21 protein-coding genes are annotated in these 21,799 nt (G+C 71.6%); 8 read left to right on the top strand and 13 right to left on the bottom strand.

Going from position 1 to position 21,799, the window contains the following annotated elements:
- Positions 1-185 precede the first annotated feature (185 nt).
- The 7 genes from ACH41F_RS26355 to ACH41F_RS26325 form a co-directional block, all read right to left on the bottom strand.
- Complete coding sequence (locus tag ACH41F_RS26355; protein ID WP_398837779.1) at positions 186-1,862, bottom strand: dipeptide ABC transporter ATP-binding protein; 1,677 nt, start codon at positions 1,860-1,862, stop codon at positions 186-188.
- Positions 1,859-2,857 (bottom strand): ABC transporter permease subunit, encoded by a 999-nt coding sequence (locus ACH41F_RS26350; RefSeq protein WP_391244740.1) that lies wholly within the window; start codon positions 2,855-2,857, stop codon positions 1,859-1,861. Before ACH41F_RS26350 ends, ACH41F_RS26355 begins: the two co-directional genes overlap by 4 nt.
- Before the next feature lie 48 nt (positions 2,858-2,905).
- Positions 2,906-3,895 carry an ABC transporter permease subunit gene (locus ACH41F_RS26345; protein WP_391244742.1) on the bottom strand — a complete coding sequence of 330 codons (990 nt, stop codon included), beginning with the start codon at positions 3,893-3,895 and terminating at the stop codon, positions 2,906-2,908.
- Between the two features lie 3 nt (positions 3,896-3,898).
- On the bottom strand, positions 3,899-5,617 hold the full coding sequence (locus tag ACH41F_RS26340; RefSeq protein ID WP_391244745.1) for an ABC transporter substrate-binding protein: 1,719 nt from the start codon (positions 5,615-5,617) through the stop codon (positions 3,899-3,901).
- 150 nt (positions 5,618-5,767) lie between these two features.
- A complete protein-coding gene (locus ACH41F_RS26335) occupies positions 5,768-5,860 on the bottom strand; it encodes an Ms4533A family Cys-rich leader peptide (protein WP_391244748.1) in 93 nt (30 codons plus the stop codon).
- Positions 5,861-5,916: 56 nt separating this feature from the next.
- Positions 5,917-7,488 carry a DUF3152 domain-containing protein gene (locus ACH41F_RS26330; RefSeq protein WP_391244750.1) on the bottom strand — a complete coding sequence of 524 codons (1,572 nt, stop codon included), beginning with the start codon at positions 7,486-7,488 and terminating at the stop codon, positions 5,917-5,919.
- 8 nt (positions 7,489-7,496) lie between these two features.
- Positions 7,497-8,675: an alpha/beta fold hydrolase gene (locus ACH41F_RS26325; protein WP_391244753.1), complete on the bottom strand. Its 1,179-nt coding sequence runs from the start codon at positions 8,673-8,675 to the stop codon at positions 7,497-7,499.
- Between the two features lie 164 nt (positions 8,676-8,839).
- On the opposite strand from ACH41F_RS26325, the gene ACH41F_RS26320 reads away from it, so the two are divergent.
- The 4 genes from ACH41F_RS26320 to ACH41F_RS26305 all read left to right on the top strand — a co-directional run bounded on the left by ACH41F_RS26320 (position 8,840) and on the right by ACH41F_RS26305 (position 10,741).
- Positions 8,840-9,058 (top strand): hypothetical protein, encoded by a 219-nt coding sequence (locus ACH41F_RS26320; RefSeq protein WP_391244756.1) that lies wholly within the window; start codon positions 8,840-8,842, stop codon positions 9,056-9,058.
- Positions 9,059-9,249: 191 nt separating this feature from the next.
- Entirely contained in the window at positions 9,250-9,891 is a 642-nt protein-coding gene (locus tag ACH41F_RS26315) for a TetR/AcrR family transcriptional regulator (protein WP_155060749.1), read from the top strand.
- Between the two features lie 128 nt (positions 9,892-10,019).
- Entirely contained in the window at positions 10,020-10,247 is a 228-nt protein-coding gene (locus ACH41F_RS26310) for a DUF3107 family protein (protein ID WP_391244759.1), read from the top strand.
- A 224-nt stretch (positions 10,248-10,471) separates the two neighbouring features.
- Complete coding sequence (locus tag ACH41F_RS26305; protein ID WP_391244838.1) at positions 10,472-10,741, top strand: hypothetical protein; 270 nt, start codon at positions 10,472-10,474, stop codon at positions 10,739-10,741.
- Positions 10,742-10,952: 211 nt separating this feature from the next.
- On the opposite strand, the gene ACH41F_RS26300 is transcribed toward ACH41F_RS26305, so the two are convergent.
- The gene (locus ACH41F_RS26300) at positions 10,953-11,690 is read right to left on the bottom strand and encodes a ferritin-like fold-containing protein (protein ID WP_391244762.1); all 738 of its coding nucleotides are present in this window, start codon (positions 11,688-11,690) and stop codon (positions 10,953-10,955) included.
- 503 nt (positions 11,691-12,193) lie between these two features.
- On the opposite strand from ACH41F_RS26300, the gene ACH41F_RS26295 reads away from it, so the two are divergent.
- Together ACH41F_RS26295 and ACH41F_RS26290 are read left to right on the top strand one after the other, a co-directional pair.
- Positions 12,194-14,815, top strand: a complete 2,622-nt coding sequence (locus ACH41F_RS26295; protein ID WP_391244765.1) for a DEAD/DEAH box helicase — start codon at positions 12,194-12,196, stop codon at positions 14,813-14,815.
- Between the two features lie 136 nt (positions 14,816-14,951).
- The gene (locus tag ACH41F_RS26290) at positions 14,952-15,833 is read left to right on the top strand and encodes an alpha/beta fold hydrolase (RefSeq protein WP_391244767.1); all 882 of its coding nucleotides are present in this window, start codon (positions 14,952-14,954) and stop codon (positions 15,831-15,833) included.
- Between the two features lie 159 nt (positions 15,834-15,992).
- Here ACH41F_RS26290 and ACH41F_RS26285 read toward each other — a convergent pair whose 3' ends face one another.
- Complete coding sequence (locus ACH41F_RS26285; protein WP_391244769.1) at positions 15,993-16,886, bottom strand: NYN domain-containing protein; 894 nt, start codon at positions 16,884-16,886, stop codon at positions 15,993-15,995.
- A gap of 195 nt (positions 16,887-17,081) precedes the next feature.
- Between ACH41F_RS26285 and ACH41F_RS26280 the strand changes: the two genes are divergently transcribed.
- The gene (locus tag ACH41F_RS26280) at positions 17,082-17,234 is read left to right on the top strand and encodes a hypothetical protein (protein ID WP_391244772.1); all 153 of its coding nucleotides are present in this window, start codon (positions 17,082-17,084) and stop codon (positions 17,232-17,234) included.
- Positions 17,235-17,329: 95 nt separating this feature from the next.
- On the opposite strand, the gene ACH41F_RS26275 is transcribed toward ACH41F_RS26280, so the two are convergent.
- From ACH41F_RS26275 to ACH41F_RS26265, 3 genes are all read right to left on the bottom strand, one after another.
- The gene (locus ACH41F_RS26275) at positions 17,330-17,935 is read right to left on the bottom strand and encodes a MarC family protein (protein ID WP_398837776.1); all 606 of its coding nucleotides are present in this window, start codon (positions 17,933-17,935) and stop codon (positions 17,330-17,332) included.
- A gap of 79 nt (positions 17,936-18,014) precedes the next feature.
- Positions 18,015-18,872 (bottom strand): PHP domain-containing protein, encoded by an 858-nt coding sequence (locus ACH41F_RS26270; protein ID WP_391244777.1) that lies wholly within the window; start codon positions 18,870-18,872, stop codon positions 18,015-18,017.
- 238 nt (positions 18,873-19,110) lie between these two features.
- Positions 19,111-19,752, bottom strand: coding sequence for a DUF6758 family protein (locus tag ACH41F_RS26265; protein WP_391244780.1), 642 nt, complete (start codon positions 19,750-19,752; stop codon positions 19,111-19,113).
- A 162-nt stretch (positions 19,753-19,914) separates the two neighbouring features.
- On the opposite strand from ACH41F_RS26265, the gene ACH41F_RS26260 reads away from it, so the two are divergent.
- Complete coding sequence (locus ACH41F_RS26260) at positions 19,915-21,138, top strand: MFS transporter (RefSeq protein WP_391244782.1); 1,224 nt, start codon at positions 19,915-19,917, stop codon at positions 21,136-21,138.
- Positions 21,139-21,168: 30 nt separating this feature from the next.
- Here the strand turns inward: ACH41F_RS26260 and ACH41F_RS26255 are convergent, their stop codons facing one another.
- A complete protein-coding gene (locus tag ACH41F_RS26255) occupies positions 21,169-21,753 on the bottom strand; it encodes a suppressor of fused domain protein (protein WP_391244784.1) in 585 nt (194 codons plus the stop codon).
- Between the last annotated feature and the right edge of the window lie 46 nt (positions 21,754-21,799).

Raw genomic sequence — 21,799 nt, 5'->3', positions numbered from 1 at the left:
ACCTCGGGCCCCCCCCCCCCCCGGGGGGGGGGGGGGGGGGGGGGCCGGGGGGGGCCCCCGGGGCCCCCCCCGGGGGGGGGGGGGCGGGGGGGGCCCCCCCCCCCCCACCAGAAGGGGTGAACGGTCGTAACTTTCCCGTGCGGGTCGCGTTCGATCGCGCTAAGAGATCAAACAGTTACGTTACGTCAGGCAACGGCCAGTTCCCGACGTGCGGCTCTGCGTCTCGCGGCCACCTCGGGATCGAGCGCCGGGACGGCCGCCAGGAGTTGCCTGGTGTACGGGTCCCGGGGGTTGTCGTACACCTCGTCGGCGGGTCCCGACTCCACGATCCGGCCGCGGCGCATCACCGCGACCCGGTCGCTGACCTGCCGTACCACGGCGAGGTCGTGGGCGACGAAGACGAGCGCGAGTCCGAGTTCGCGCTGGAGCTCGCCGAGCAGGGCGACCACCTGGGCCTGGGTCGTCACGTCGAGCGCGGACACCGGCTCGTCGCAGACGATGACGCGCGGGTCGGCCGCGAGCGCCCGCGCGATGCCCACGCGCTGGCGCTGACCGCCGCTGAACTCGTGCGGGTAGCGGTCGTAGTGCGCCCCTTCGAGCCCCACGCGCTCCAGCAGTTCGCTCACGCGCCCCCGGATGCGTCCCTCGTCCTTCTCGCCGCGCGCGCGGAGCGGGTCCGCGATGGACTCGCCGACGCTGCGCCGGGGGTTGAGGGAGGAGACGGGGTCCTGGAACACCATCTGGACGGCGGCGTTCACGCCCACGCGCGCGTGCCCCTCGTCCCGCACCTCTCCCGCCGTGGGCTCCAGGAGCCCGACGAGCATGCGTCCGAGCGTTGTCTTGCCACTGCCGCTCTCACCGACGACGCCGAGGGTCTCCCCTCGCCGGACGGTCAGCGACACGTCGTCCACGGCCGTGAACGCCCGCTTGCCACGCCCGAACTCCCGGTGCAGGCCACGCGCTTCGAGAACGACGTCGGCCGCCTCGGAGGACCCCGCGCCGGGGGTCGCCCCCACGACCCGCTGCCCCGCGTCCGAGCTGACGGCCACGCCGCGCCCCGCGTCCGCCGCCGTCGCCGCGACCCGCCGTGTGTCCACCCGCGGCACCGCCGCCAGCAACTCCCGCGTGTACGTCTGCGAGGGCGCCCCCAGCACGTCCCCGACCGGCCCGTGCTCGACCACGCGCCCGTGCCGCATGACCAGCACGTCGTCGACGCTCTCGGCCGCCACGCCCACGTCGTGGGTGACCAGCAGCAGGCCCATGCCGGTCTCCTCGCGGAGCGTGTGCAGCAGGTCGAGGATCTGGGCCTGGACGGTGACGTCGAGGGCGGTGGTCGGTTCGTCGGCGATCAGCAGGTCCGGCTCGCAGGCCAGCGCCATCGCGATGAGGGCACGCTGACGCATGCCGCCGCTGAACTCGTGCGGCCGGGACCGGGAGCGGCGCCGTGCGTCCGGAATTCCCACCCTCTCCAGCACCTCCACCGCACGCGCGCGTGCCGCTCGTCGCGACGCACGCGCGTGTACGCGGTACACCTCGGCGATCTGGTCGCCGATCGCGTAGTACGGGTCGAGGGACGACAGCGGGTCCTGGAAGACCATGGCCGCCCTGCCGCCCCGCAGCCGCCGCAGCTCGGTGTCCGAGGCCGCGCCCACGTCGACACCGGCGACCTGGATCGAGCCGCCCACCGTCGCGCCCGTGCCGCGGTGCAGCCCCAGCAGGGCGGAGGCGACCGTGGACTTGCCGGAGCCGGACTCGCCGACCAGGGCGAGGGCGGCGCCCTCCCGCAGCCGGAAGGACAGCCCGTCGACGGCGCGCAGCTCGCCGAACTCGACCGTCAGGCCGCTGACTTCCACCAGGCTCATGCGAGCACCACCCGTCGGTCGGCCACCGCGTACAGCACGTCCGCGACGGCGTTGGCGACGACCACGAAGAATCCGATGACCAGGACCATGCCGACCACGACCGGCAGGTCGATCACATTGACGGCATGGACGAGTTCCTGTCCGATGCCGGGCAGCCCGAAGAGCGTCTCGGTGAGCACCGCGCCGCCGACCGCTCCGCCGAAGTTGTTGGCGTTGAGCGCGATGACCGGTGCGAGCGCCCCGCGCAACGCGTGCCGCCCGATGACCGACCGCTCCGCCACGCCGTAGGCGCGGAAGGTGCGGATGTGGTCCTCGGCGAGCGTCTCCAGCATCGCCGCGCGCGTGAGGCGGGCGAAGGCGGCCGCCTCGATGAGGGCCAGCGACAGCCAGGGCAGCAGGAGGTTCCACGCCCACTGTTCGGGGTCGTCGGTGAACTTCACGTACTGCGGGAACGGCAGCAGTCGCAGCTGTCCGCAGACGACGATCATCAGGACGAGTCCGATGACGAAGACCGGCGTGGCCACACCGGCGAGCGTGATGCCGGTCAGGACGCGCTCGGTGAGCCGGCCGCGCCGCCAGGCCGACAGGACGCCCGTGCCGACGCCGAGGATCAGCCACAGCACCATCGCGCCGAACACCAGCGACAGGCTGACCGGCAGCTTGGCCAGGATCAGCTGGGTGACCTGCTGGTCGCTCTGGTACGACAGTCCGAGGCAGGGCGCGGAGCAGTGCTCCACGGAGGTGCCCGTCGAGTAGTCCTGACCGGCGACGAGCCCTTGCAGGAAGTGCCAGTACCGCGTGTACAGCGGGTCGTCGAGGTGCAGTTGCTCGGCGACCTGGTGCACCTGGGCCGGTGAGCAGCGCGGGCCGCAGGTGATCTGGGCGACGTTGCCCGGGGTGACGTAGAAGACGACGTAGACGATCACCGAGACGGCGAACAGGGTGACGACGGCGCCCAGGAGACGGCGCAGGACGAATCCGGTGAAGCCGTTCATGCCCCGGCCTCCCTCGTGCGACTCATGCCTTGGCCTCCCTCGTGCGGGTCATGCCTTGGCCTCTCTCTTGCGGCCCGTGCCGACGCGCAGCCGGGAGGCCGCGCGCGGGTCCAGCGCCGTGCGGATGCCGTCGCCGAGGACGGTGAGGGCCAGCACGGTCACGAAGAGCGCGCCGGCGGGCAGCAGCAGGTACTGCGGGGCCGCCTGGTACCAGACGTCGGCGGCGGTGAGCATCTGTCCCCAGGAGGGCGTCGGGGGCTTCACGCCGACGCCGAGGAAGGACAGGGCGGCCTCGACGGTGATGTTGATCGGGACGAGGAGGGCGGCGTACGTGATGACCGGCGCGGCGAGTCCGGGCAGCAGCTCCCGGCGGGCGATCCGCCAGGTGCTCCAGCCGCTGAGCCGGGCGGCGGCGACGTAGTCGAGCCGCTTGAGGGTGAGGGTCTGCGCGCGCGTGATCTTCGCGATGTTGCCCCAGGCGATGAGCCCGATGACGAGGGCGACCAGGACGGGCCGGGGGAAGTCCGACGGCACGATCGCGAGCAGCGCCAACGCCATGATCATGAGCGGCAGGGCGACGATGATGTCGGTGAGCCGGCTCAACAGTTGATCAACCCATTGACTGCCGAGTGCGGACGTCACGCCCACCACGACACCGATCAACACCTGGACGACGGTGGCGGCCAGCGCCACCCCCAGTGACACACGCGCCCCGTAGACGAGCCGCGCGAACAGGTCGCGCCCGGTCTGCGGTTCGACACCGAGCCAGTGGTCGCCGCCGGCACCCCCGAAGGAGCCGATGGGCACGCCACCGCGCGCGGAGTCCACGAGCGAGGGGTGGTAGGTGGTGGGGTCCTGGCCCTCCAGGGCGGTCAGCAGCGGTGCCGCGAGCGCGACCAGGACGAGCAGGGCGACGACGGCCGCCGCGACGAGGGCGGCGCGCTGCGTCCGCAGCCGCCGCCAGAACTGACGGGCCCCCGAGGCCCCCGGGACGACGGACGCCCCGGGAGCCTGGGTGGCGACAAGTGCCTCGCTCACGGCCTACTTCACCGCGACCTGCGAGATGTCCAGCACGCCGGTCCAGTCGCTGATCACGACGTTCTTGATGTCCTTGCCCACCAGGCGCTTGTAGACGGGGTGGAACAGCGGCACGGTCAGCGCCTGCTCGCCGATCTTCTTGTCCAGCGCACCCCACCTCTTGGCGGCAGCGTCAAGATCGGTCAACTTGTTGATCGCGTCAATCTCGGCATTGACCGACTTGTCGTTCAACAGGCCCGTGTTGAAGTTCGCGCCGTCCTTCACGATCTGCCGGCCATCGAAGATCGGGGCGAGGAAGGGCCCGCCGGACGGCCAGTCAGCGCCCCAGTGGGCGAGGAAGAACCCGGGCTCCGTCTTCACGTTGTGGATCTTGTCCGAGTAGTCGTTCTCCTCCAGCCCCTGGAGCTTGACCGTGATACCGGCCTTCTTCAGCGCGTCCTGGATGGCGGTCGCGATCTCCGGGCTGGTCTCGAAGTCCTTGGCGTTGGAGTGGGTCAGCGTGACGGTCAGCCCGTCCGCGTACCCCGCCTCCTTCAGCAGTTCCTTCGCCTTGGCAGCGTTGCCGGAGTCGCCCGCCGGGAACAGGTCGTAGGGCTCGTGGCCGAAGGACTTCTGGTTCGGCAGGAAGGTGGTCGCGGCCTCGGCGAGCGAGGACCCACCGGCGGCGTTCACGACCGACGACCGGTCGATGGCGTACGAGATCGCCTGCCGCACCTTGACGTTGTCGAACGGCTTGACCTTCGGGTTGAACGCGATGTAGTTCGTGTAGCCGAAGTGCCCGGTGCCGACGCGCGCGGCGAGTTCCTTGTCGCCCGTCACCTTGGCGAGCTCGGCCGGTCCGAGGTTGGTGTCCGTGGTGACCGCGGTCGCGTCCGCCCCTCGGGACGCGGACAGCCGCTGGTTGATCACGGAGGAGTCGAGCCCGGACCGTACGTCGATTCGGTCCGGGTAGGCCTTGCGCTCGGCGTCCGTCGCGGCGGACCAGTGCGTGTTGCGCTCCAGGACGAGGTGCTCACCGTCGTTCTCGTTGGTGACGACCTTGTACGGGCCGGACGAGACCGGGTGCTCCTCGTACTTCGTCCCGGTGTCCTTGGCCTTCGGCACCGGCGTGAACTGCGTCTGCGTGGCGAGGTACGGGAACTCGCCCTCGGGCTTGTTCAGATGGAAGACGATGGTCCGGTCGTCCGGCGTCTCGATCGCGTCCAGCCCGCCCTTGTCCTTGTACGGCCCCTGGTAGTCCGCGGCACCGACCAGCCAGTCCCGCAGGTAGGGCGCACCACCCGACAGCTCGGGCGCGAAGGACCGCTCGATGCCGTACTTGATGTCGGCGGACGTGATGGCGGTGCCGTCCTCGTAGGCGAGCCCCTTCTTCAGGGTGTACGTCCACACCGTCGCGTCCTTGTTGGGCCGACCGGTGTCGGTCGCGAGGTCCGGGACGACCTCGGCGCCGGCCTCGCCGTTCTCCCGGTTGCGGGTGGTGAGCGTACGGAAGACCAGGGAGGGGACGTTGCCGCCGCCGGAGGTGTAGAGGCGGGCCGGGTCGAAGTCCTGCTGCGGGTTGGAGTTCAGGACCGTCAGGGTGCCGCCCTTGTGGGGCGTGGAGTCACCACCGGAGCCCTTGGCATCGTTGTCCTCAGGGCCGCAGGCGGCGGCGCCCGCGGCCAGAACCAGGCTTACGGATGCCGCGGCCACGCGGCGCGCTATGACGGACGGGTGACGCATCGGAGACGACCTCTCGAATGGTGAGACAAGTAGACAAGGGGTGAGACGAACGTGAACAGACGTCTGCCCGGGCGTCAGGTCGCCGGAAAACCGCGACCGAGGGTCACGGAAAAAAAGAGAGATCGCGACGCGAGCGCCTGAGGGCGAACGTCAGCGACAGTGGATGTCGGCCACGCACAGAGCGGTCACACCGATGAGCGCCAGCTCGATGGCTGCGCGTGCGGAGGCGTGACGGGTCGACATGCGCAGAAATATGTACGACTTTTCTGCGCATGTCAACGTGACGTCCGAGGCGTCCGTCAACTCCCGGGATAGGCCCAGGGGTTGGGCTTGCAGGTGACCCCGCCGTAGGACAGGAACTTGGTCTGCTGCTGCATGACCGGGGCGAGTTCCCCGCTCTTGTCGCAGGTCACGTGGTGGTAGCCGAGCCGGTGGCCGACCTCGTGGTTGATCAGCATCTGCCGGTAGGCGTGAATTCGATCACCGTAGGTCCGGGATCCCTGGGCCCATCGGTACGCATTGATCATCACGCGCTCGGTGGCGGCCGAATCGCAGGACACGTTGTCCACGGTCGTGTCCAGACCGGACTTCGCGCACCACTTCGCGGTCGTCCCGGGACTGGCGAGCGTGATCACGAAGTCGGGCTTGCCGGAGTGGATCCGCTCGAAGGTGCGGGCACCGTTGTGCGCCCAGCTGCGGTCGTCGTTGAGCGTCTTCTGCACGGCCTCGGCGAACAGCTCGCCGTCGAGCCCGAGCCCCTGCTCCACGTCCACCCGGTAGGTGAACTTCTGCCCGGTCCCGGGCGCCTTGGCGATGCCCTCGACCGCGTCGAACTTCCCCGACCCGGCGAGCTTCGCGCTGAGCGCGTACTTCTGCCCCATCTTCTGCTCGTACGTCAGCGCCACGGCCGGCGACGTGGACGGCGTCGGCCGCCCGTCCGACCGCGAGGCCGAGTCCCGGGCGTCCCGCGCCTGATCGGTGGCGGCCTGCGACCGTACGTCGCCGCCGTCCCGCCCGTCGGTGACCTGCCCGGCGACGACGACGGCCAGCACGGTGGTGACGGCGGCGGCCGCGATACCGGTGAAGGTCCGGCCCTTGCCGCCCTTCTGCCGCACGGGCTCACCACTGGGCGGCGCGTCGTCGTCCACGTCGGTACGCGTCGGCGGGGCCGCCGGCCAGTCGGTGACGGAGGCGTACGGATCGGCCGGGCGCCGAGGACCGCGGGGTCCCCGGGCCGCGAAGAGGTCCACGTCCTCCCCGAAGGCGTCGAGATAGTCCTGGCGAGGACCGCCCCGCCGGGCCCCGTCGGGCGGCGCCTGCCGCTGCCTCGGGAAAGCGACCCCGGGCGCGGCAACCGCCCCGTGCGCCCCCGTGTCACCCCAACCGCCCCCGCGTTCCCGCTGCTCGGGATGCCCACCACGAACCCCGGGCACGCCACGCGCGGGAGTGCCGTCAGGAATTCGAGGCGTCCCGCGGGCGGGCGTCCCCTCCGGGAACCGGGACACACTCGGCGTCCCGTGAGCGGGCGTCACACTCGGCGTCCCGTGAGCGGGCGTCCCCTCCGGGAATCGGGGCACCCCACGCGCGGGAGTGCCGTCAGGCATCCGCGGCACGCCTCGCGCGGGCGTTCCCTCCGGGGCCCGTCGACCCCCCGGAGCGACCCGGTAGACCGGGTCCCCGTAGGCCACGGGGCCGACCGCGGGCATCCCCTGCTGCGGCGGTGCGCCCTGCTGCCATGCGGAGGCGGGACCTGGCCGGGGGGAGGTTCCTGTGGGCGGCTGAGGGCTCTCGGTCCCCCGGCCGCCCGGTCTTGCGGTGATGTCCGCGGAGTCACCCTTGGGAGCGGGCCCGCGACGGCTGTGCCGTCCCACGTCGCCCCTCAGCTCCCCGCGCTCGAAGACTCGACGGTGCCGGACGCACCGGCCGTCCCGGACGACTCCGGCGCACGCGAAGAGCCTGCCGCAACCGAGGACCGGGCCCCGCCCGACGCCCCACCCGTGCCGGACGCCCCCGGCGCACCCGAAGAACCCGGCGGTTCCGGGGACCCGGCCGCATCCGAAGATCCGGTGCCACCCGACGATCCAACCCCGTCCCCGCCCCCGGCGCCCCCCTTGTCCGCCACGAACTCCCGGAACGCCCGGGACACCGTCTGCGGGTACTCCATCATCGCCACGTGCCCCGCCTCCGGCAGGCTCAGCAGCCGGGAGTCACGGAAGGTGCGGGCCGCCTTCTGGGCCATGCGGTGGCCGATGAGCTGGTCGCGGGCGCCGTAGACGAGCAGGGTGGGCGCGAGGACCCGCTCGGCCTGGCGCCACAGGGCGTGCTGGCCGCCGAGCGTGTAGGCGTTGACCAGCCCGCGCGCGGACCGGGTCATCGCGTCCCAGAAGTACGGCAGTTGTTGTCGGCGCTCCATCTCCTCGACGGCGTGCCGGAACCCCTCCGGCGTCACCCGCGTGGGATCGCCGTAGCAGAGCGCCGTGACCCCGCGGACCCGCTGCTCGGCCGTCCAGTCGCGGCTGAGGCGCGTGAACAGCGCGGCCACGCCCGGCACCGCCAGCAGCGCGGTCGGTACGGCGGTGCGCTGGATGCGGATCTCGGGAAGCGCCGGCGACACGAGCGTGAGCGTCCGGACGAGGTCGGGGCGGACCGCGGCCACGCGCGTGGCGACCGTGCCGCCGAGGGAGTTGCCGAAGAGGTGCACGGGCCCGCGGCCGGAGGCGTCCAGAAAACGAATCACCGCACGCGCGTGTGCGGTGATGGAGTAGTCGCCGTCGTCCGGCGGCGGCGAGTCCCCGAAGCCCGGCAGGTCGACGGCCTCGCCGTCGAGGTCGCCGTCGAGCTCCTGCATCAGCGCCGACCAGTTCTGCGAGGAACCGCCGAGGCCGTGGACGAAGAGCGCGGGCGGCAGACCCTCGCGCGCGGGCGGCCGCGACCGCACCGTCAGAGTGAACCCCCGCAACCCCACCGACCTCAGCCGCTCGCCCTCCGCCACCCTGACGGGTGCCACCTTCGGGAGCACATTGGCGGCCGGTACGGGCGGCGACTCGGTCGAAGACATGCGGCAATGTTACGAGACGATCACGCACTGGTTCATGTGTTCGCCGTCACAAAGACTGCGCACATCGCATGGCGTCCAGATCGCGTGTCTCCTAGGCTCGTACGCAGGGCACCCGTACGTGGCCCCCTGTGTAAGTCAGGGACGTTCTAGGAAGGGAGCCCGTGATGGCCTACGACCCCAGTGACCCCGACACCTTCGAGGACAGCGGCGGTGACGTCGAGCTCGACGTGGAGGCCCCCGAGGGGGACGCCGCCGAGCAGCACAAGGACGTCGCCCCGGATCGCGACGACCCGCTGACCGGCGTCGATCCCGGCGTGGCGAACGAGGCCGACCTCGTCGAACAGGCCCGGGTGGTCCAGATCGACGAGGACGACTATCGGTGACGCCCCCGAGCCCCGGTCCGGGCGGGAGCGCGAGGGTCGCTGCCCGCTACATACCCGTTTGAAACCTTCGTGCGGCTGTCGTCACCGTCCGGTACGTGAAATTCTGCGCTCTCACCGCGCACAGCACGGTTACCGAAAAGTACGATGGCGGCGCGGCGCACACCGCACGTGGACGACTTTTGGGAGGCGGCGTGACAGCCATCGAGCAGACAGAGGCGGCACGCCCGCGAGGTACGCGCCTGCCGCGCCGTGCCCGCCGGAACCAGCTGCTGGGCGCCGCACAGGAAGTGTTCGTGGCACAGGGTTACCACGCGGCCGCGATGGACGACATCGCCGAACGCGCCGGGGTCAGCAAGCCGGTGCTCTACCAGCACTTCCCGGGCAAGCTCGACCTCTACCTCGCCCTGCTGGACCAGCACTGCGAGTCGCTGATCCAGTCCGTACGGCACGCGCTGGCGTCGACGACCGACAACAAGCAGCGGGTCCGGGCGACCATGGACGCCTATTTCGCGTACGTGGAGGACGACGGCGGCGCCTTCCGCCTGGTGTTCGAGTCGGACCTGACGAACGAGCCCGCGGTGCGCGAACGCGTCGACAAGGTCACCAACGAGTGCGCCGAGGCGATCTGCGACGTCATCGCCGAGGACACGGGCCTCTCGCGCGCGGAGTCCATGCTGCTGGCCTCCGGTCTGGGCGGACTCGCGCAGGTCGTGGCACGGTCCTGGCTGCACAGCGACCGCAGTGTCCCGCGGGACCAGGCGGTCCAGCTGCTGACGTCCCTGGCGTGGCGCGGCATCGCCGGGTTCCCGCTGCACGGCATCGACCACCACTGATTCATTCCCGGCCGTTGTTCGCTCTTGGCGTTCTTGCGCGGAGCGTGCACGTCCCCTCACCGGGCTAATGTGTGCGGGGTACGGCGCGGAAGGTCGCGCACTTCACTGACCGTCGGAGGGACATAGCCGTGGAGGTCAAGATCGGCGTGCAGCACGCGCCCCGCGAGATCGTTCTGGAGAGCGGTCAGAGCGCCGAGGAGGTCGAGCGCGTGGTGGCCGACGCACTTGCCGGAAAGTCGCAGCTGCTGAGCCTCACGGACGATCACGGCCGCAAGGTCCTGGTCCCGGCGGACCGCCTGGCCTACGTGGAGCTCGGTGAGCCGGCCCCGCGCAAGGTGGGCTTCGGCGCGCTGTAGGCGGACGTATGACGAGAGGGGCCCGGCGACTTCAGGTCGCCGGGCCCCTCTCGTCATGCCTGCTCGTCGGCACTCTGCGGCGCCCATAGCGAGCCCCGCACGGTTGTTTTATCCACGTATGGAGCACACTGCGAGCCCGGAGGAGGATTGCATTCCGCAGGTCACGGGTATGACGGGCTACGACCGTGATACGCAGCGTGGCCATGTGGGAGGGACCCTCGATGATGTTGCTGGAAGCGCTCGGCTCCGCTCTGCTCGGTCTCGCGCTGGCCGCTCTGGCGGCCCACAGGCTGGGGCACCGGCTGCCCACCCGCTCCCTGGTGCTGGCGACGGGCGTCGCCGGAGCCCTGTTCGGCGCCTTCGTGACCCACACGTCCCTGGGCCCGGGCAGCATCCTGCTGAACCTGATCGGGGCGATCGTCTTCTCGGCGGCGTCCCTGTCGCTCCTGCTCCGCCCGGCGCGCAGATTCCGCCGCAGGTCCGCACCGGCGTAAACGCCGAGGCCCCAGGGGCGAGCGGAACCCACCACGACGTACCCAGGGGGCGAGCGCGGACCCGCGCGACCCACCGCGACGTACCCGGGGGGCGACCGCGGACCCGCGCGACCAGCCACGACGACCCCGCAGTCGGCCATCCACGGACCTCGCCCCGCGCGGAGCCCGCGCGCTCCCCCGCGGACCTCGCCCCCGCTCCCGCAGCGCTGCGTTACGCCGCCAGCCCCAGCGCGGCCATCCGCTTCGTGTGTGCCTCCGTGATCCGCGAGAACATCCGCCCCACCTCGGCGAGATCGAACCCGTCGGCGACGCCGCCTACCAGCATGGTCGACAGCGCGTCCCGGTCGGCGACCACCCGCTGCGACTGCGACAGCGCCTCGCCCATGAGACGCCGGGCCCACAGGGCGAGCCGCCCGCCCACGCGCGGTTCGGCGTCGATGGCCGCCCGCACCTTCTCCACGGCGAACTCGGCGTGCCCGGTGTCGTCGAGGACGCCGAGCACCAGCTCACGCGTGTCCGAGTCCAGCCGCGCCGCGACCTCCCGGTAGAAGTCACTGGCGATGGAGTCGCCGACGTACGCCTTGACGAGCCCCTCCAGCCAGTCCGAGGGTGCCGTCTGCCGGTGGAAGCCGTCCAGGGCGGCGACGAACGGCTCCATCGCGTCGGTCGGCTCGGCACCGATCTCGGTCAGCCGGTCCCGCAGCTTCTCGTAGTGGTGGAACTCCGCCGACGCCATCTTGGCCAGCTCCGCCTTGTCCGCCAGGGTCGGCGCCAGCTTGGCGTCCTCGGCGAGGCGCTCGAACGCCGCCAGCTCCCCGTACGCGAGCGCGCCGAGCAGGTCGACGACCGCGGCCCGGTACTGCGGTTCGGCGGAGGCCGTCGCCCAGTCCTGGGCGGCGACTCCGGTGGGTTCGGGAGCAGCGTCAGAGGTGTTGTCAGGCGTCGTCATGAAGCGCACAATAGCCCGCTCCCAGCGCCGGGGAAGTCCCTGGTGAACCAGTGTGACAACGGCTACGTGACCGAATCGGCCATCGCATGTGCGCGTTTCCGGGGTATGGTGGTAATGCGCCTGCTGAATACGTACGTCTCCAGAAGACACCGTAGACCGCGTATCTCGACGGGCCGCACGTATGAGGATGCCCGGTCGGTGGCCCGATCGGCTCCGACCTGACAGCTCTCCTTGGCCGTACGGCACTGTGCGTACGGCATCCGGAGGGACCCTCAGCGGTTCGAGCGCTAGAGCGTCGGCAGAGGTCCCGTGCCATTACGGCCCGCCCGTAAGGCAGTCGACGTCCCCAGCACGGTCTTTCAGAGACCCCCGCGCTCGCCTCGCACCGCGCACACAGAAGAGGCAGCACCCTGACTACGACCTTCCGCGATCTCGGAATTCTGAACGAGACGGCCGAGGCCCTCGAAGCCGTCGGCATCATCACCCCCTTCCCCATCCAGGAGATGACGCTCCCGGTCGCCCTCTCGGGCTCCGACGTCATCGGCCAGGCCAAGACCGGCACCGGCAAGACGCTGGGCTTCGGCCTCCCGCTCCTCGAGCGCGTCACCGTCCCCGCCGACGTCGAGGCCGGCCGCGCCAAGCCCGAGGCCCTGACCGACGCCCCGCAGGCGCTCGTCGTCGTCCCCACGCGCGAGCTGTGCACGCAGGTCACCAACGACCTGCAGACCGCGGGCAAGGTGCGCAACGTCCGCGTTCTCGCCATCTACGGCGGCCGCGCCTACGAGCCCCAGGTCGAGGCCCTCAAGAAGGGCGTCGACGTCGTCGTCGGCACCCCGGGCCGGCTCCTGGACCTCGCGGGCCAGAAGAAGCTCAACCTCGGCCACATCAAGGCGCTCGTCCTCGACGAGGCCGACGAGATGCTCGACCTGGGCTTCCTGCCCGACGTCGAGAAGATCATCAACATGCTGCCGGCCCGCCGCCAGACCATGCTGTTCTCGGCGACCATGCCGGGCGCGGTCATCAGTCTCGCCCGCCGCTACATGTCGCAGCCCACGCACATCAACGCCACCTCGCCCGACGACGCGGGCCGGACGGTAGCGAACACCAAGCAGCACGTGTACCGCGCGCACAACATGGACAAGCCCGAGATGGTCGCGCGCATCCTCCAGGCCGAGGGCCGCGGGCTGGTCATGGTCTTCTGCCGTACCAAGCGCACCGCCGCCGATCTGGCCGACCAGCTCCAGCAGCGCGGCTTCGCCGCCGGCGCGGTCCACGGCGACCTCGGCCAGGGCGCCCGCGAGCAGGCGCTGCGCGCCTTCCGCAACGGCAAGGTGGACGTGCTCGTCTGCACCGACGTCGCCGCCCGTGGCATCGACGTCGAGGGCGTCACGCACGTCATCAACTACCAGTGCCCCGAAGAGGAGAAGACGTACCTGCACCGCATCGGCCGTACCGGCCGCGCGGGTGCCAAGGGCATCGCGATCACCCTCGTCGACTGGGACGACATCCCGCGCTGGCAGCTGATCAACAAGGCGCTGGAGCTCAAGTTCAACGACCCGCCGGAGACGTACTCCACCTCCCCGCACTTCTACGAGGACCTGAACATCCCCGCGGGCACCAAGGGTGTCCTGCCGCGGGGCGAGCGCACCCGCGCGGGGCTCGCCGCGGAGGAGCTCGAGGACCTGGGCGAGACCGGCGGCCGCGGTGGCCGCGGTCGCGGTGACCGCAACGGCGGTGACCGGGGAGGCCGCGGGGGTCGGGACGAGTCCCGTTCCGCCGACCGCGAGCGCCCGGCCCGTACGCCGCGCCGTCGCCGCCGTACGCGCGGCGGGACGGAGCTGGACGGAACCGCCGCTCCGACGGGCGCCGTCGCGCCCGAGGGGACCGCGGCCGCGGTGACCGAGGACGCCCCGGCGTCCCGCACCCCGCGTCGCCGTCGCCGCACCCGCAACAACGGCGCCGCCCCGGCGGAGTCGGCGCCGGCCACGGTCACGACGCCCTCGGACGTCGTGGAGGCCGCCGAGAGCGCGGTCGACACCGTCGAGGCCGTGGAGGCCAAGCCGCGCCGCCGCCGCACCCGCAGGTCCGCGGAGACGGCCGCCGTCGAGGTCGCGGAGCGCGCCCAGGAGGTCGTCGCGGAGGTCAAGGAGCCCGAGGCCCCTGCCGCCGAGGTCACCGAGACGAAGCCGCGCCGCCGGACCCGCAAGGCCGCGGAGCCGGTCGTCGCCGAGGCGCCGGTCGCCGTCGAGGTCGCGGAGGCCGAGGCCCCCGCCGCCGCGCCGCGCCGCCGTACGCGCAAGACGGCCGCCGCCGCGGAGACCGCGGTGGACACGGCCGAGGGCACGGAGACCAAGCCGCGCCGGACCCGCAAGGCAACCGTCACCGCCGACGCCCCCGCCGAGGCCCCTGAGGTCACGGAGGCCAAGCCGCGCCGTACACGCAAGACGGCTGCCGCCGCCGAGACCGCGGTCGACACGGCCGAGGCCGTCGAGGCCAAGCCCCGCACCCGCCGCACCCGCAAGGTCGCCGAGGCACCCGAGGCCGCCGCCCCGGTCGCCGAGATCCCGGCCCAGGCCGCGGAGGAGCCGGTGGCCGCCAAGCCGCGCCGCACCCGCAAGACGGCTGCCGCCTCCGCGGAGACCGCGGTGGACACGGCCGAGGGCACGGAGGCCAAGCCGCGCCGCACGCGCAAGACGGCCGCCGCTTCCGAGGCCGCCGCCGAGGTCGCGGAGGCCGCGCCGCGTCGCCGTACCCGCAAAGCGGCCGACGCCGAGCCGGCGCCGGAGACCACCGAGGCCAAGCCCCGTCGTACGCGCAAGACGGCCGCCGCCGAGACCGCGGTCGACACGGCCGAGGCCGTCGAGGCCAAGCCCCGCACCCGCAAGGTCGCCGAGGCACCCGAGGCCGTGACGGCGTCGGAGACCACCGAGGCCAAGCCGCGCCGCGCGCGCAAGACGGCCGCCGCCACGGAGACCGGTGCGGAGACCGCCGCCGCCAAGCCGGCGCGTGCGCGGAAGACCGCCGCAACCGCCGGCATCCCGGCCCAGGCCGCCGAGGAGCCGGAGGCCAAGCCGCGCCGCCGTGCCCGCAAGGCCACGGCCGCCGCGGAGTCCGCGGAGAGCTGACCGCTCACCCGACGGCCCGGTCCTCATGCGATGTGAGGGCCGGGCCGTCGGCGTTCCCCGGCCGACTGAGCCACATGGCCCACCTCACACGACCGCCCCCCGGCCCCCGGCCCGCCCCGCCGGATAGCCTCGTGCCATGAGCAGGCCCCCCACCTTCACCCCGCCCCCAGGCGCCCGCGCCTCCTCCCTGCGCACCGCGCGGGGTGCGTTCGCGGTCGTCGACGCGCCCGTGGCGGACGGCGTCGCGGCGCGGGGGACCGTTCTGCTGCTGCCCGGGTTCACCGGCAGCAAGGAGGACTTCAACCCGCTGCACGTGCCGCTCGCGGCGCGCGGGTACCGGACGGTCGCCGTGGACGGGCGGGGACAGTTCGAGACGGACGGTCCGGCGGACGACGAATCGGCGTACGCGCAGGACGAGTTGGCGAAGGACGTGCTCGCGCAGGCCGCGGCTCTCGGTGCCCCCGTGCATCTCGTCGGGCACTCCCTGGGCGGGCTGATCGCGCGGGCCGCCGTCCTCCTGGACCCCGGGCCCTTCCTCTCACTCACCCTCATGTCCTCGGGCCCCGCCCAGATCTCCGGCTCCCAGCAGCAGCGCGTGAAGCTGCTCCGGGACGCGCTGGCCGTGATGAGCATGGCGGAGGTGTGGGACGCCATCCAGGCCATGGAGCCGCCCGAGGAGACCGACACCGGGGGCGAGTTGGACTCGGGGCTCGACGACCGCGAGGACCTGCGCCGCCGCTGGCTGTGCAACCAGCCCGCGCAACTCATCGCCACCGGGCGGCAGTTGTGCGCCGAACCGGACCGGGTGGCCGAACTGGCCGCCGTACCGCTGCCGTTCCACGTGCTGTCCGGCTCGCACGACGACACCTGGCCGATCCCGCTGCTCGACCGGATGGCCGTCCGGCTGCGCGCCCACCGGACCGTCGTCCCGGGCGCCGACCACTCCCCCAACACCGACCGCCCCCTGGAAACGGCCCACGCCCTCGCCGACTTCTGGGACGGCACCGGGCAGCCCTGACGACCAAGGAACGGCAGCGCCGGGCAACCCTGACAGCGCACCAGAAGCCCCCGACGCCCCAAGGGACGGCAACACCGGCCAGCCCACCGCCCCGAGGGGGACGGCAACACCAGCCGGCCCTGACGCGCCCCAGCGCCACCCGGCACCCCCCGACCGCCCCTAGAACTGCCCCCGCACGTGCTCCCAGAACCCGTCCCGCAGGGCCCGCCGCAGATCCGCCTGGCCCCGCAGGGAGTACTGGAGCAGCCCCTCCGCCTCGACCAGCAGATCCTGGTCCACGGACCCGGGCAGATACGGATAGCCCGGCAGCAGCTCCCCCACGGACTCCCGCCCCCGCGCGGCCAGCCACTTCGCCGCGACCTGGGCGCCGACGAAACGGACGTCCTCGCGGGTGGGCCGGTTCACGGAGGCGTCATAGGCGGCGCCCGTACGCCGTGACACGTACGGCTTGAAGAAGTCGAGGTCGAGGACGCGCTGGCTGTCGACCTCCCAGAGCAGCGGCTCGGCCTGGTTGCGGCCCTCCGGCGCCTCGATGCCCCACAGATGGACGCGGGCGCCGTACCCCTGGGCCGCCTCGACCGCCGACACCAGGTCCTCGTCGCCGCCGAGCAGGGCCGCGTCGCTGATCGCGCGGTGCCGGGCGAGGGACTCCAGGTCGCTCCTGATCAGCGAGTCGACGCCCTTCTGCTGATTGTTGGCGTTGAGGTTGCCGAGCCGCACCTTGACGTCCGGGAGCTCGGCGATGGTCTGCTGCTCGGCGGTGTGGATACGGCGCCGGGCGCCGTCGTACCAGTAGACCCTCAGCAGCCTGCTGTCCGCGAAGATGGTGCGGGCCCGGTCGATGAGCGCCTCGATCAGCCCCTCGGCGTCCAGGTCGAAGGCCCGGCGGTCCTCGGTCCCGGCGACGAGACGGCCCGCGGCCGCGTAGAGGTATCCCGCGTCGACGAAGATGGCGTGGGTCGAGGGCGTCTTCGCCACCTCGGCGAGCATGCGCGTCAGCAGCCCGTTGGTGTGGTCGATGCGGGCGGCGAGGGCCGCCAGGTCGTCGTTCATCAGCACCATTGTCCCGGCGGTCACGCTGCGAACACAACCGGTCCCGATCAGTCCCGGAGGGGTCGCTTACCCGTCAGTAGTTAGTTGTTCGAAAAATTTCTTTAGCGTAGGGAATGTTTGTAACACGCACCCCGTTGACTACTTCTGTACGCAGTAATTCTCCGCAGGAGGATGACCAGACGAAGGGAGAAGCCCATGCGCTTCGAAATCATGCGACTCGACGACGTCGACGGCACGCCCGTGGACAGCACCGTTGTGGACGCCGCCTCCGTCAATCGGATCGTTCAGCAGGCCGCCGCAATCGGCCAGCGACTCTGGATCCGCCCGACCGAGGCCGCGGCCTCGTAACACACACGCTTCGGAGCCCCGTACGACATCGATGTCGTACGGGGCTCCGTGCATGTCGGCCGAGCGCGTCAGCTGCCCTGGTCAGCCGCTCCGGATCAACTGCTCTGGATCACCTGGGTGACGCCGTTGATGATCTGCTGCACGGCGATCGCGGAGAGCATCATGCCCGCGAGCCGGGTCACCAGGACCACTCCGCCGTCCTTGATGACCCGGATGATCAGCAGCGAGTACCGCATCACCAGCCACAGCACGACATGGATGGCGAGGATCGCCGTCCACACCGAGGCCTGCGTCGCGACGCTGTCCGCCTTCTGCACGGCGAGGATGACCGACACGATCGCACCCGGACCGGCGAGCAGCGGCATGCCCAGCGGTACGAGCGCCACGTTGACGTCCTTGGTCTGCTTGGGCTCGTCCGTCTTGCCGGTGAGCAGGTCCAGGGCGATCAGCAGGAGCAGCAGCCCGCCCGCGATCATCAGCGCGGGGACGGAGACATGCAGGTAGTCGAGGATCTGGTGCCCCAGCAGCCCGAAGACGGCGATGACACCGCCGGCGACACAGACGGCCTGGAAGGCCATCCGCTTCTGCACCTTGGCGGGCCGGCCGGAGGTCAGCGCCAGGAAGATCGGGGTGATCCCGGGGGGATCCATGATGACGAACAGGGTCAGGAACAGGGAGCCGAAAACGGCGACGTCGAACACAGCGGAGCCTTGCGAGGAGAAGGACGTACAGGTGGGCGCGGGGAACGGCCCTCGAGCCGAGGAGGCGTGCGGACCGGTCTCAGGCCCCGCCGGTCCCCGGCACCGGGAAGGCGCCGGTGGCGCGCCGGGTGATCTCGCCGTAGACCTCGGGATCGGTGCGGTACTCGCCGAGCGTGACGGTCTTGCGGCTGCCGTGGTAGTCCGAGGAGCCCGTGACGAGCAGTCCCAGGTCGGCGGCGAGCCCGCGCAGCGCGGTGCGTGTGGCGTCGTCGTGGTCCATGTGGTCGACCTCGATGCCGTCGAGCCCGGCCGCGGCCATCTCGGCGATCGTGGACTCCGGCACGGTGTGCCCGCGCTTGCTCGCCCCCGGGTGGGCGAAGACGGTGACCCCGCCCGCGGCCTTGACCAGCCGGATCGCCTCGAAGGGGTCAGTCTCGTGCTTCTCCACATGGGCCCGGCCACCGTCGGCGAGCCAGTCCTCGGTGAAGGCGTCGCTCACGGCCGGTACGACCCCGAGCTCGACGAGCGCGGTCGCCACGTGCGGCCGCCCCACGGACCCGTCCCCGGCGATCCGCATGACCTGCTCCCAGGTGACGGGCACGCCCAGCTCGTTGAGCTTGCCGACCATGCCCCGAGCGCGAGGCACCCGGTCGTCCCGCACGAGCTCCCGCTCGGCGAGCAGCTGCGGCTCCTCGGGGTCGAAGAGGTAGGCCAGCAGGTGCAGGGACACCCCGTCGACACGGCAGGACAGCTCGGCCCCGGTCACCAGCGTGAGCCCGGCCGGCAGCGCGGCGATCGCCTCGGCGTACCCACGGGTGGTGTCGTGATCGGTGAGGGCTACGACGTCCAGCTCGGCAGCGGCGGCGTTGCGCACCAGCTCAGCGGGCGTGTCCGTCCCGTCGGAGGCCGTGGAGTGGGTGTGCAGGTCGATACGCACGACACGAACTCCAGACACTGACGGGACACAAGGGGACGCTCAAGGATAGCCGCAGTTCCAGCCCTCCCTGTCACACCCCAAACCTGCGAGCACCCTTTACACACACCGACCCAGGGGCGCGGGGACCCGCGCGATCAGCCACACCGAAGCCGAAGCCGAATCTGAAGCCGCACCCACAGCCACAACCGGCACCCCAGGCACCCCACCTCTCAGGCGCCACGGCTCGGCCAGCGCAGCGCTACGACTCCAGCAAGCGCGGCGACAGCGCCCCGCAGGGAACCAGTTCCACCTCGGCCCCCGCGTCCCGCAGATCCGTCAGCACCAGCTCGTCGTACATCAGCAGCCCGGACTGCTCGGGCCACACGACCGCCCACAGCCACAGCCCGAGCGCCTCGCCCGCGAACACCGCGCGGTCGTCGGGGACCCCGGCGACATGCCACAGCGGAGTGGGCCGGCCGGCGGCCAGCACCTTGGCCTGGGGAGGTTTCTCGACGTTCATGTACGGCCCCGGGTCCGGTCCGTCGATGCCCGCGTACCGCGCGCCGAGCCCGACCCCGAGTTCCTCGGCGACCAGGATCAGCTCGCCGATGCCGCCGAGCGGCCCGGGTCCCGAGCAGGCCACCGCCGTGGCGCGCCCTCCGCTGCGGTCGTCGCCCGCGCAGGTCACGCCCGTGAACAGCCAGCCGACCGGCAGGGGCCACGGCATCCACACCGGTACCTGCGTGCGGTGCACCACGACGCCGAGCGCCTCGACGCTGGGCGGGATCACCGGCTGGAGCGGATGCACCGTCCCGTGCACATCGCACTGCCAGGTGTCGGCGAAGAGTCCGGGAGCCCTGACCCGGCCACCACACTTCGGGCAACTGGGTTCGCCCCTCATAGGGCCCCACGGTCCTACCCCTGCCGCCTCACGTCAAGGACGATCACCCGTCCGGGCGGAAACGTCCGCACCACGCAGAACTAGATGTAGCTTGCATTATTTAGCCGTCCTAACTTACTATGTGTATATAGCAACCATTGCCTCGCCGGAATTGGAGAAACCATGGACGCCTTCGACGCGGGGGCGGGCAGCCTCCTGCGACAGCCCAAGGCGGTCTGGGCCACGGCCGGTGCGTCCGTCGTCGCCTTCATGGGCATCGGCCTGGTCGACCCGATCCTGCCGTCCATCGCCCAGGGCCTCGACGCCACGGCCAGCCAGGTCTCCCTGCTCTTCACCTCGTACTTCCTGATCACCGCGATCGCGATGCTGGTCACCGGCTTCGTCTCCAGCCGCATCGGCGGCCGCAAGACCCTGCTGCTCGGCCTCGCGCTCGTGGTCGTCTTCGCGGGCCTCGCCGGCACCTCGGGCTCGGTCGCCGAACTGGTCGGCTTCCGCGCGGGCTGGGGCCTGGGCAACGCCCTCTTCGTCTCGACGGCCCTCGCTGTCATCGTCGGCTCGGCGGCCGGCGGCAGCGCCGCGGCGATCCTGCTCTACGAGTCCGCGCTCGGCCTCGGTATGGCGTGCGGGCCGCTGCTGGGCGCCCTGCTCGGCGACGCCAGCTGGCGCTACCCGTTCTTCGGCACGGCCTTCCTGATGGCGGTCGGCTTCCTGTGCATCACGGCGTTCCTGAAGGAGCAGCCGACGCCCGCCAGGAAGACCTCGCTCCTCGACCCGCTCAAGGCCCTCGGCCACGGCGGCCTGGCCTCCGCGGCCGTCTCGTCGTTCTTCTACAACTACACGTTCTTCACCGTGCTGGCCTTCACCCCGTTCGTCCTGGACATGACCCCCTACAAGTCGGGGGCCGTGTTCTTCGCCTGGGGTGTGCTGCTCGCCGTGTTCTCGGTGCTCGTGGCGCCGCGCCTCCAGGAGCGGTTCGGCTCGCTGAAGGTGCTCGGCGGCTCACTCGTGCTGCTTGCCGTCGACGTCCTCGTCCTCGGCTACGGCGACCACACCACCGCGATCGTCTGCACGATCCTGTCCGGCGCGTTCATCGGCGTGAACAACACGGTCTACACGGAACTGGCGCTCGGCGTGTCGGACGCGCCGCGCCCGGTGGCGAGCGCCGGCTACAACTTCGTGCGCTGGTTCGCAGCCGCCGCCGCGCCGTTCTTCGCGCCGAAGATCGAGGAGTGGACCGACATCCACATCCCGTTCGTGGTGGCCGCGGTCACCGCGCTCCTCGGCGCGCTCGTGGTGCTCGTGCGCCGCACGGCGCTCACTCACCAGGCGGCGGAGCTGGAGTCGAGGCACGCCACCGAGGACAGCGTGGCCGTCTTCGCCAACTGACGGCCTTCAGGCACTACTTGGTGACCTTGCTCACCCCAGCGGGACGGATGTGCGGGAGGGATCCCGCAGGTCCGTCCCGTGCGTCAGCCAGCGTTCCTGGAGGGCCTGGGCGCCGTGGACGCGCTTCCAGGCGGCCTCGTTCGGGGTCATGGGCAGCAGCGGCAGGAAGTGCACCGGGTCCATGGGCGCGTCGAGCTCCAGGTCCTCGACCAGGCCGCCGGGCTCGGCCACCAGCACCGAGGTGAACGGGGCGCCGGGCCACAGGGGTTCGCCCACGTCGAGAGAGGCGCCGGGGGTCACGACCACCCCCTCGACCTGCGGGGACGCGGCCAGCACGGCGAGCGGGCGGAGCACCTTGTCGGTGTCCGCCAGACCGCCCCTGACGGAGAGGACCAGCTCGGCACGGGGGCCCTTGACCGGGTCGGCGAGCATCGCGGTGGGGTCGCCCATAGGCTGCGCGGACATGCCGAGGGTGGCGTAGCGGACGACGTCCCCGTCGGTGAAGCGGAGCACCTCGATACGGTCCGTGCCCAGGAAGGTCACCGCCGCGCGCGCGTCCGGTTCGCCCAGCGCGTTGCGCAACCGGGCCTCGACCAGAGGAAGAACATCAGCCATGCCGCGAGCATAGAACTCGTCAGTACCGGGCAAAGCAGCGCCTTGA

It is taken from the genome of Streptomyces sp. NPDC020489 (genome assembly GCF_044386545.1).
In the GTDB taxonomy this organism is placed as follows: Bacteria; Actinomycetota; Actinomycetes; order Streptomycetales; family Streptomycetaceae; genus Streptomyces.
Note: the sequence above shows the minus strand (reverse complement) of the source record. Positions and strands in the feature narration are given on the sequence as shown.

Bases quoted from the DNA above. Each gene is read 5' to 3' on its own strand.
- ACH41F_RS26350 (WP_391244740.1), bottom strand. From the start codon at position 2,857: ATGAACGGCTTCACCGGATTCGTCCTGCGCCGTCTCCTGGGCGCCGTC.
- ACH41F_RS26340 (WP_391244745.1), bottom strand. From the start codon at position 5,617: ATGCGTCACCCGTCCGTCATAGCGCGCCGCGTGGCCGCGGCATCCGTA.
- ACH41F_RS26295 (WP_391244765.1), top strand. From the start codon at position 12,194: ATGACGCTCCCGGTCGCCCTCTCGGGCTCCGACGTCATCGGCCAGGCC.
- ACH41F_RS26335 (WP_391244748.1), bottom strand. From the start codon at position 5,860: ATGTCGACCCGTCACGCCTCCGCACGCGCAGCCATCGAGCTGGCGCTC.
- ACH41F_RS26320 (WP_391244756.1), top strand. From the start codon at position 8,840: ATGGCCTACGACCCCAGTGACCCCGACACCTTCGAGGACAGCGGCGGT.
- ACH41F_RS26300 (WP_391244762.1), bottom strand. From the start codon at position 11,690: ATGACGACGCCTGACAACACCTCTGACGCTGCTCCCGAACCCACCGGA.
- ACH41F_RS26260 (WP_391244782.1), top strand. From the start codon at position 19,915: ATGGACGCCTTCGACGCGGGGGCGGGCAGCCTCCTGCGACAGCCCAAG.
- ACH41F_RS26255 (WP_391244784.1), bottom strand. From the start codon at position 21,753: ATGGCTGATGTTCTTCCTCTGGTCGAGGCCCGGTTGCGCAACGCGCTG.
- ACH41F_RS26355 (WP_398837779.1), bottom strand. From the start codon at position 1,862: ATGAGCCTGGTGGAAGTCAGCGGCCTGACGGTCGAGTTCGGCGAGCTG.
- ACH41F_RS26305 (WP_391244838.1), top strand. From the start codon at position 10,472: ATGTTGCTGGAAGCGCTCGGCTCCGCTCTGCTCGGTCTCGCGCTGGCC.
- ACH41F_RS26265 (WP_391244780.1), bottom strand. From the start codon at position 19,752: ATGAGGGGCGAACCCAGTTGCCCGAAGTGTGGTGGCCGGGTCAGGGCT.
- ACH41F_RS26280 (WP_391244772.1), top strand. From the start codon at position 17,082: ATGCGCTTCGAAATCATGCGACTCGACGACGTCGACGGCACGCCCGTG.
- ACH41F_RS26285 (WP_391244769.1), bottom strand. From the start codon at position 16,886: ATGAACGACGACCTGGCGGCCCTCGCCGCCCGCATCGACCACACCAAC.
- ACH41F_RS26290 (WP_391244767.1), top strand. From the start codon at position 14,952: ATGAGCAGGCCCCCCACCTTCACCCCGCCCCCAGGCGCCCGCGCCTCC.
- ACH41F_RS26325 (WP_391244753.1), bottom strand. From the start codon at position 8,675: ATGTCTTCGACCGAGTCGCCGCCCGTACCGGCCGCCAATGTGCTCCCG.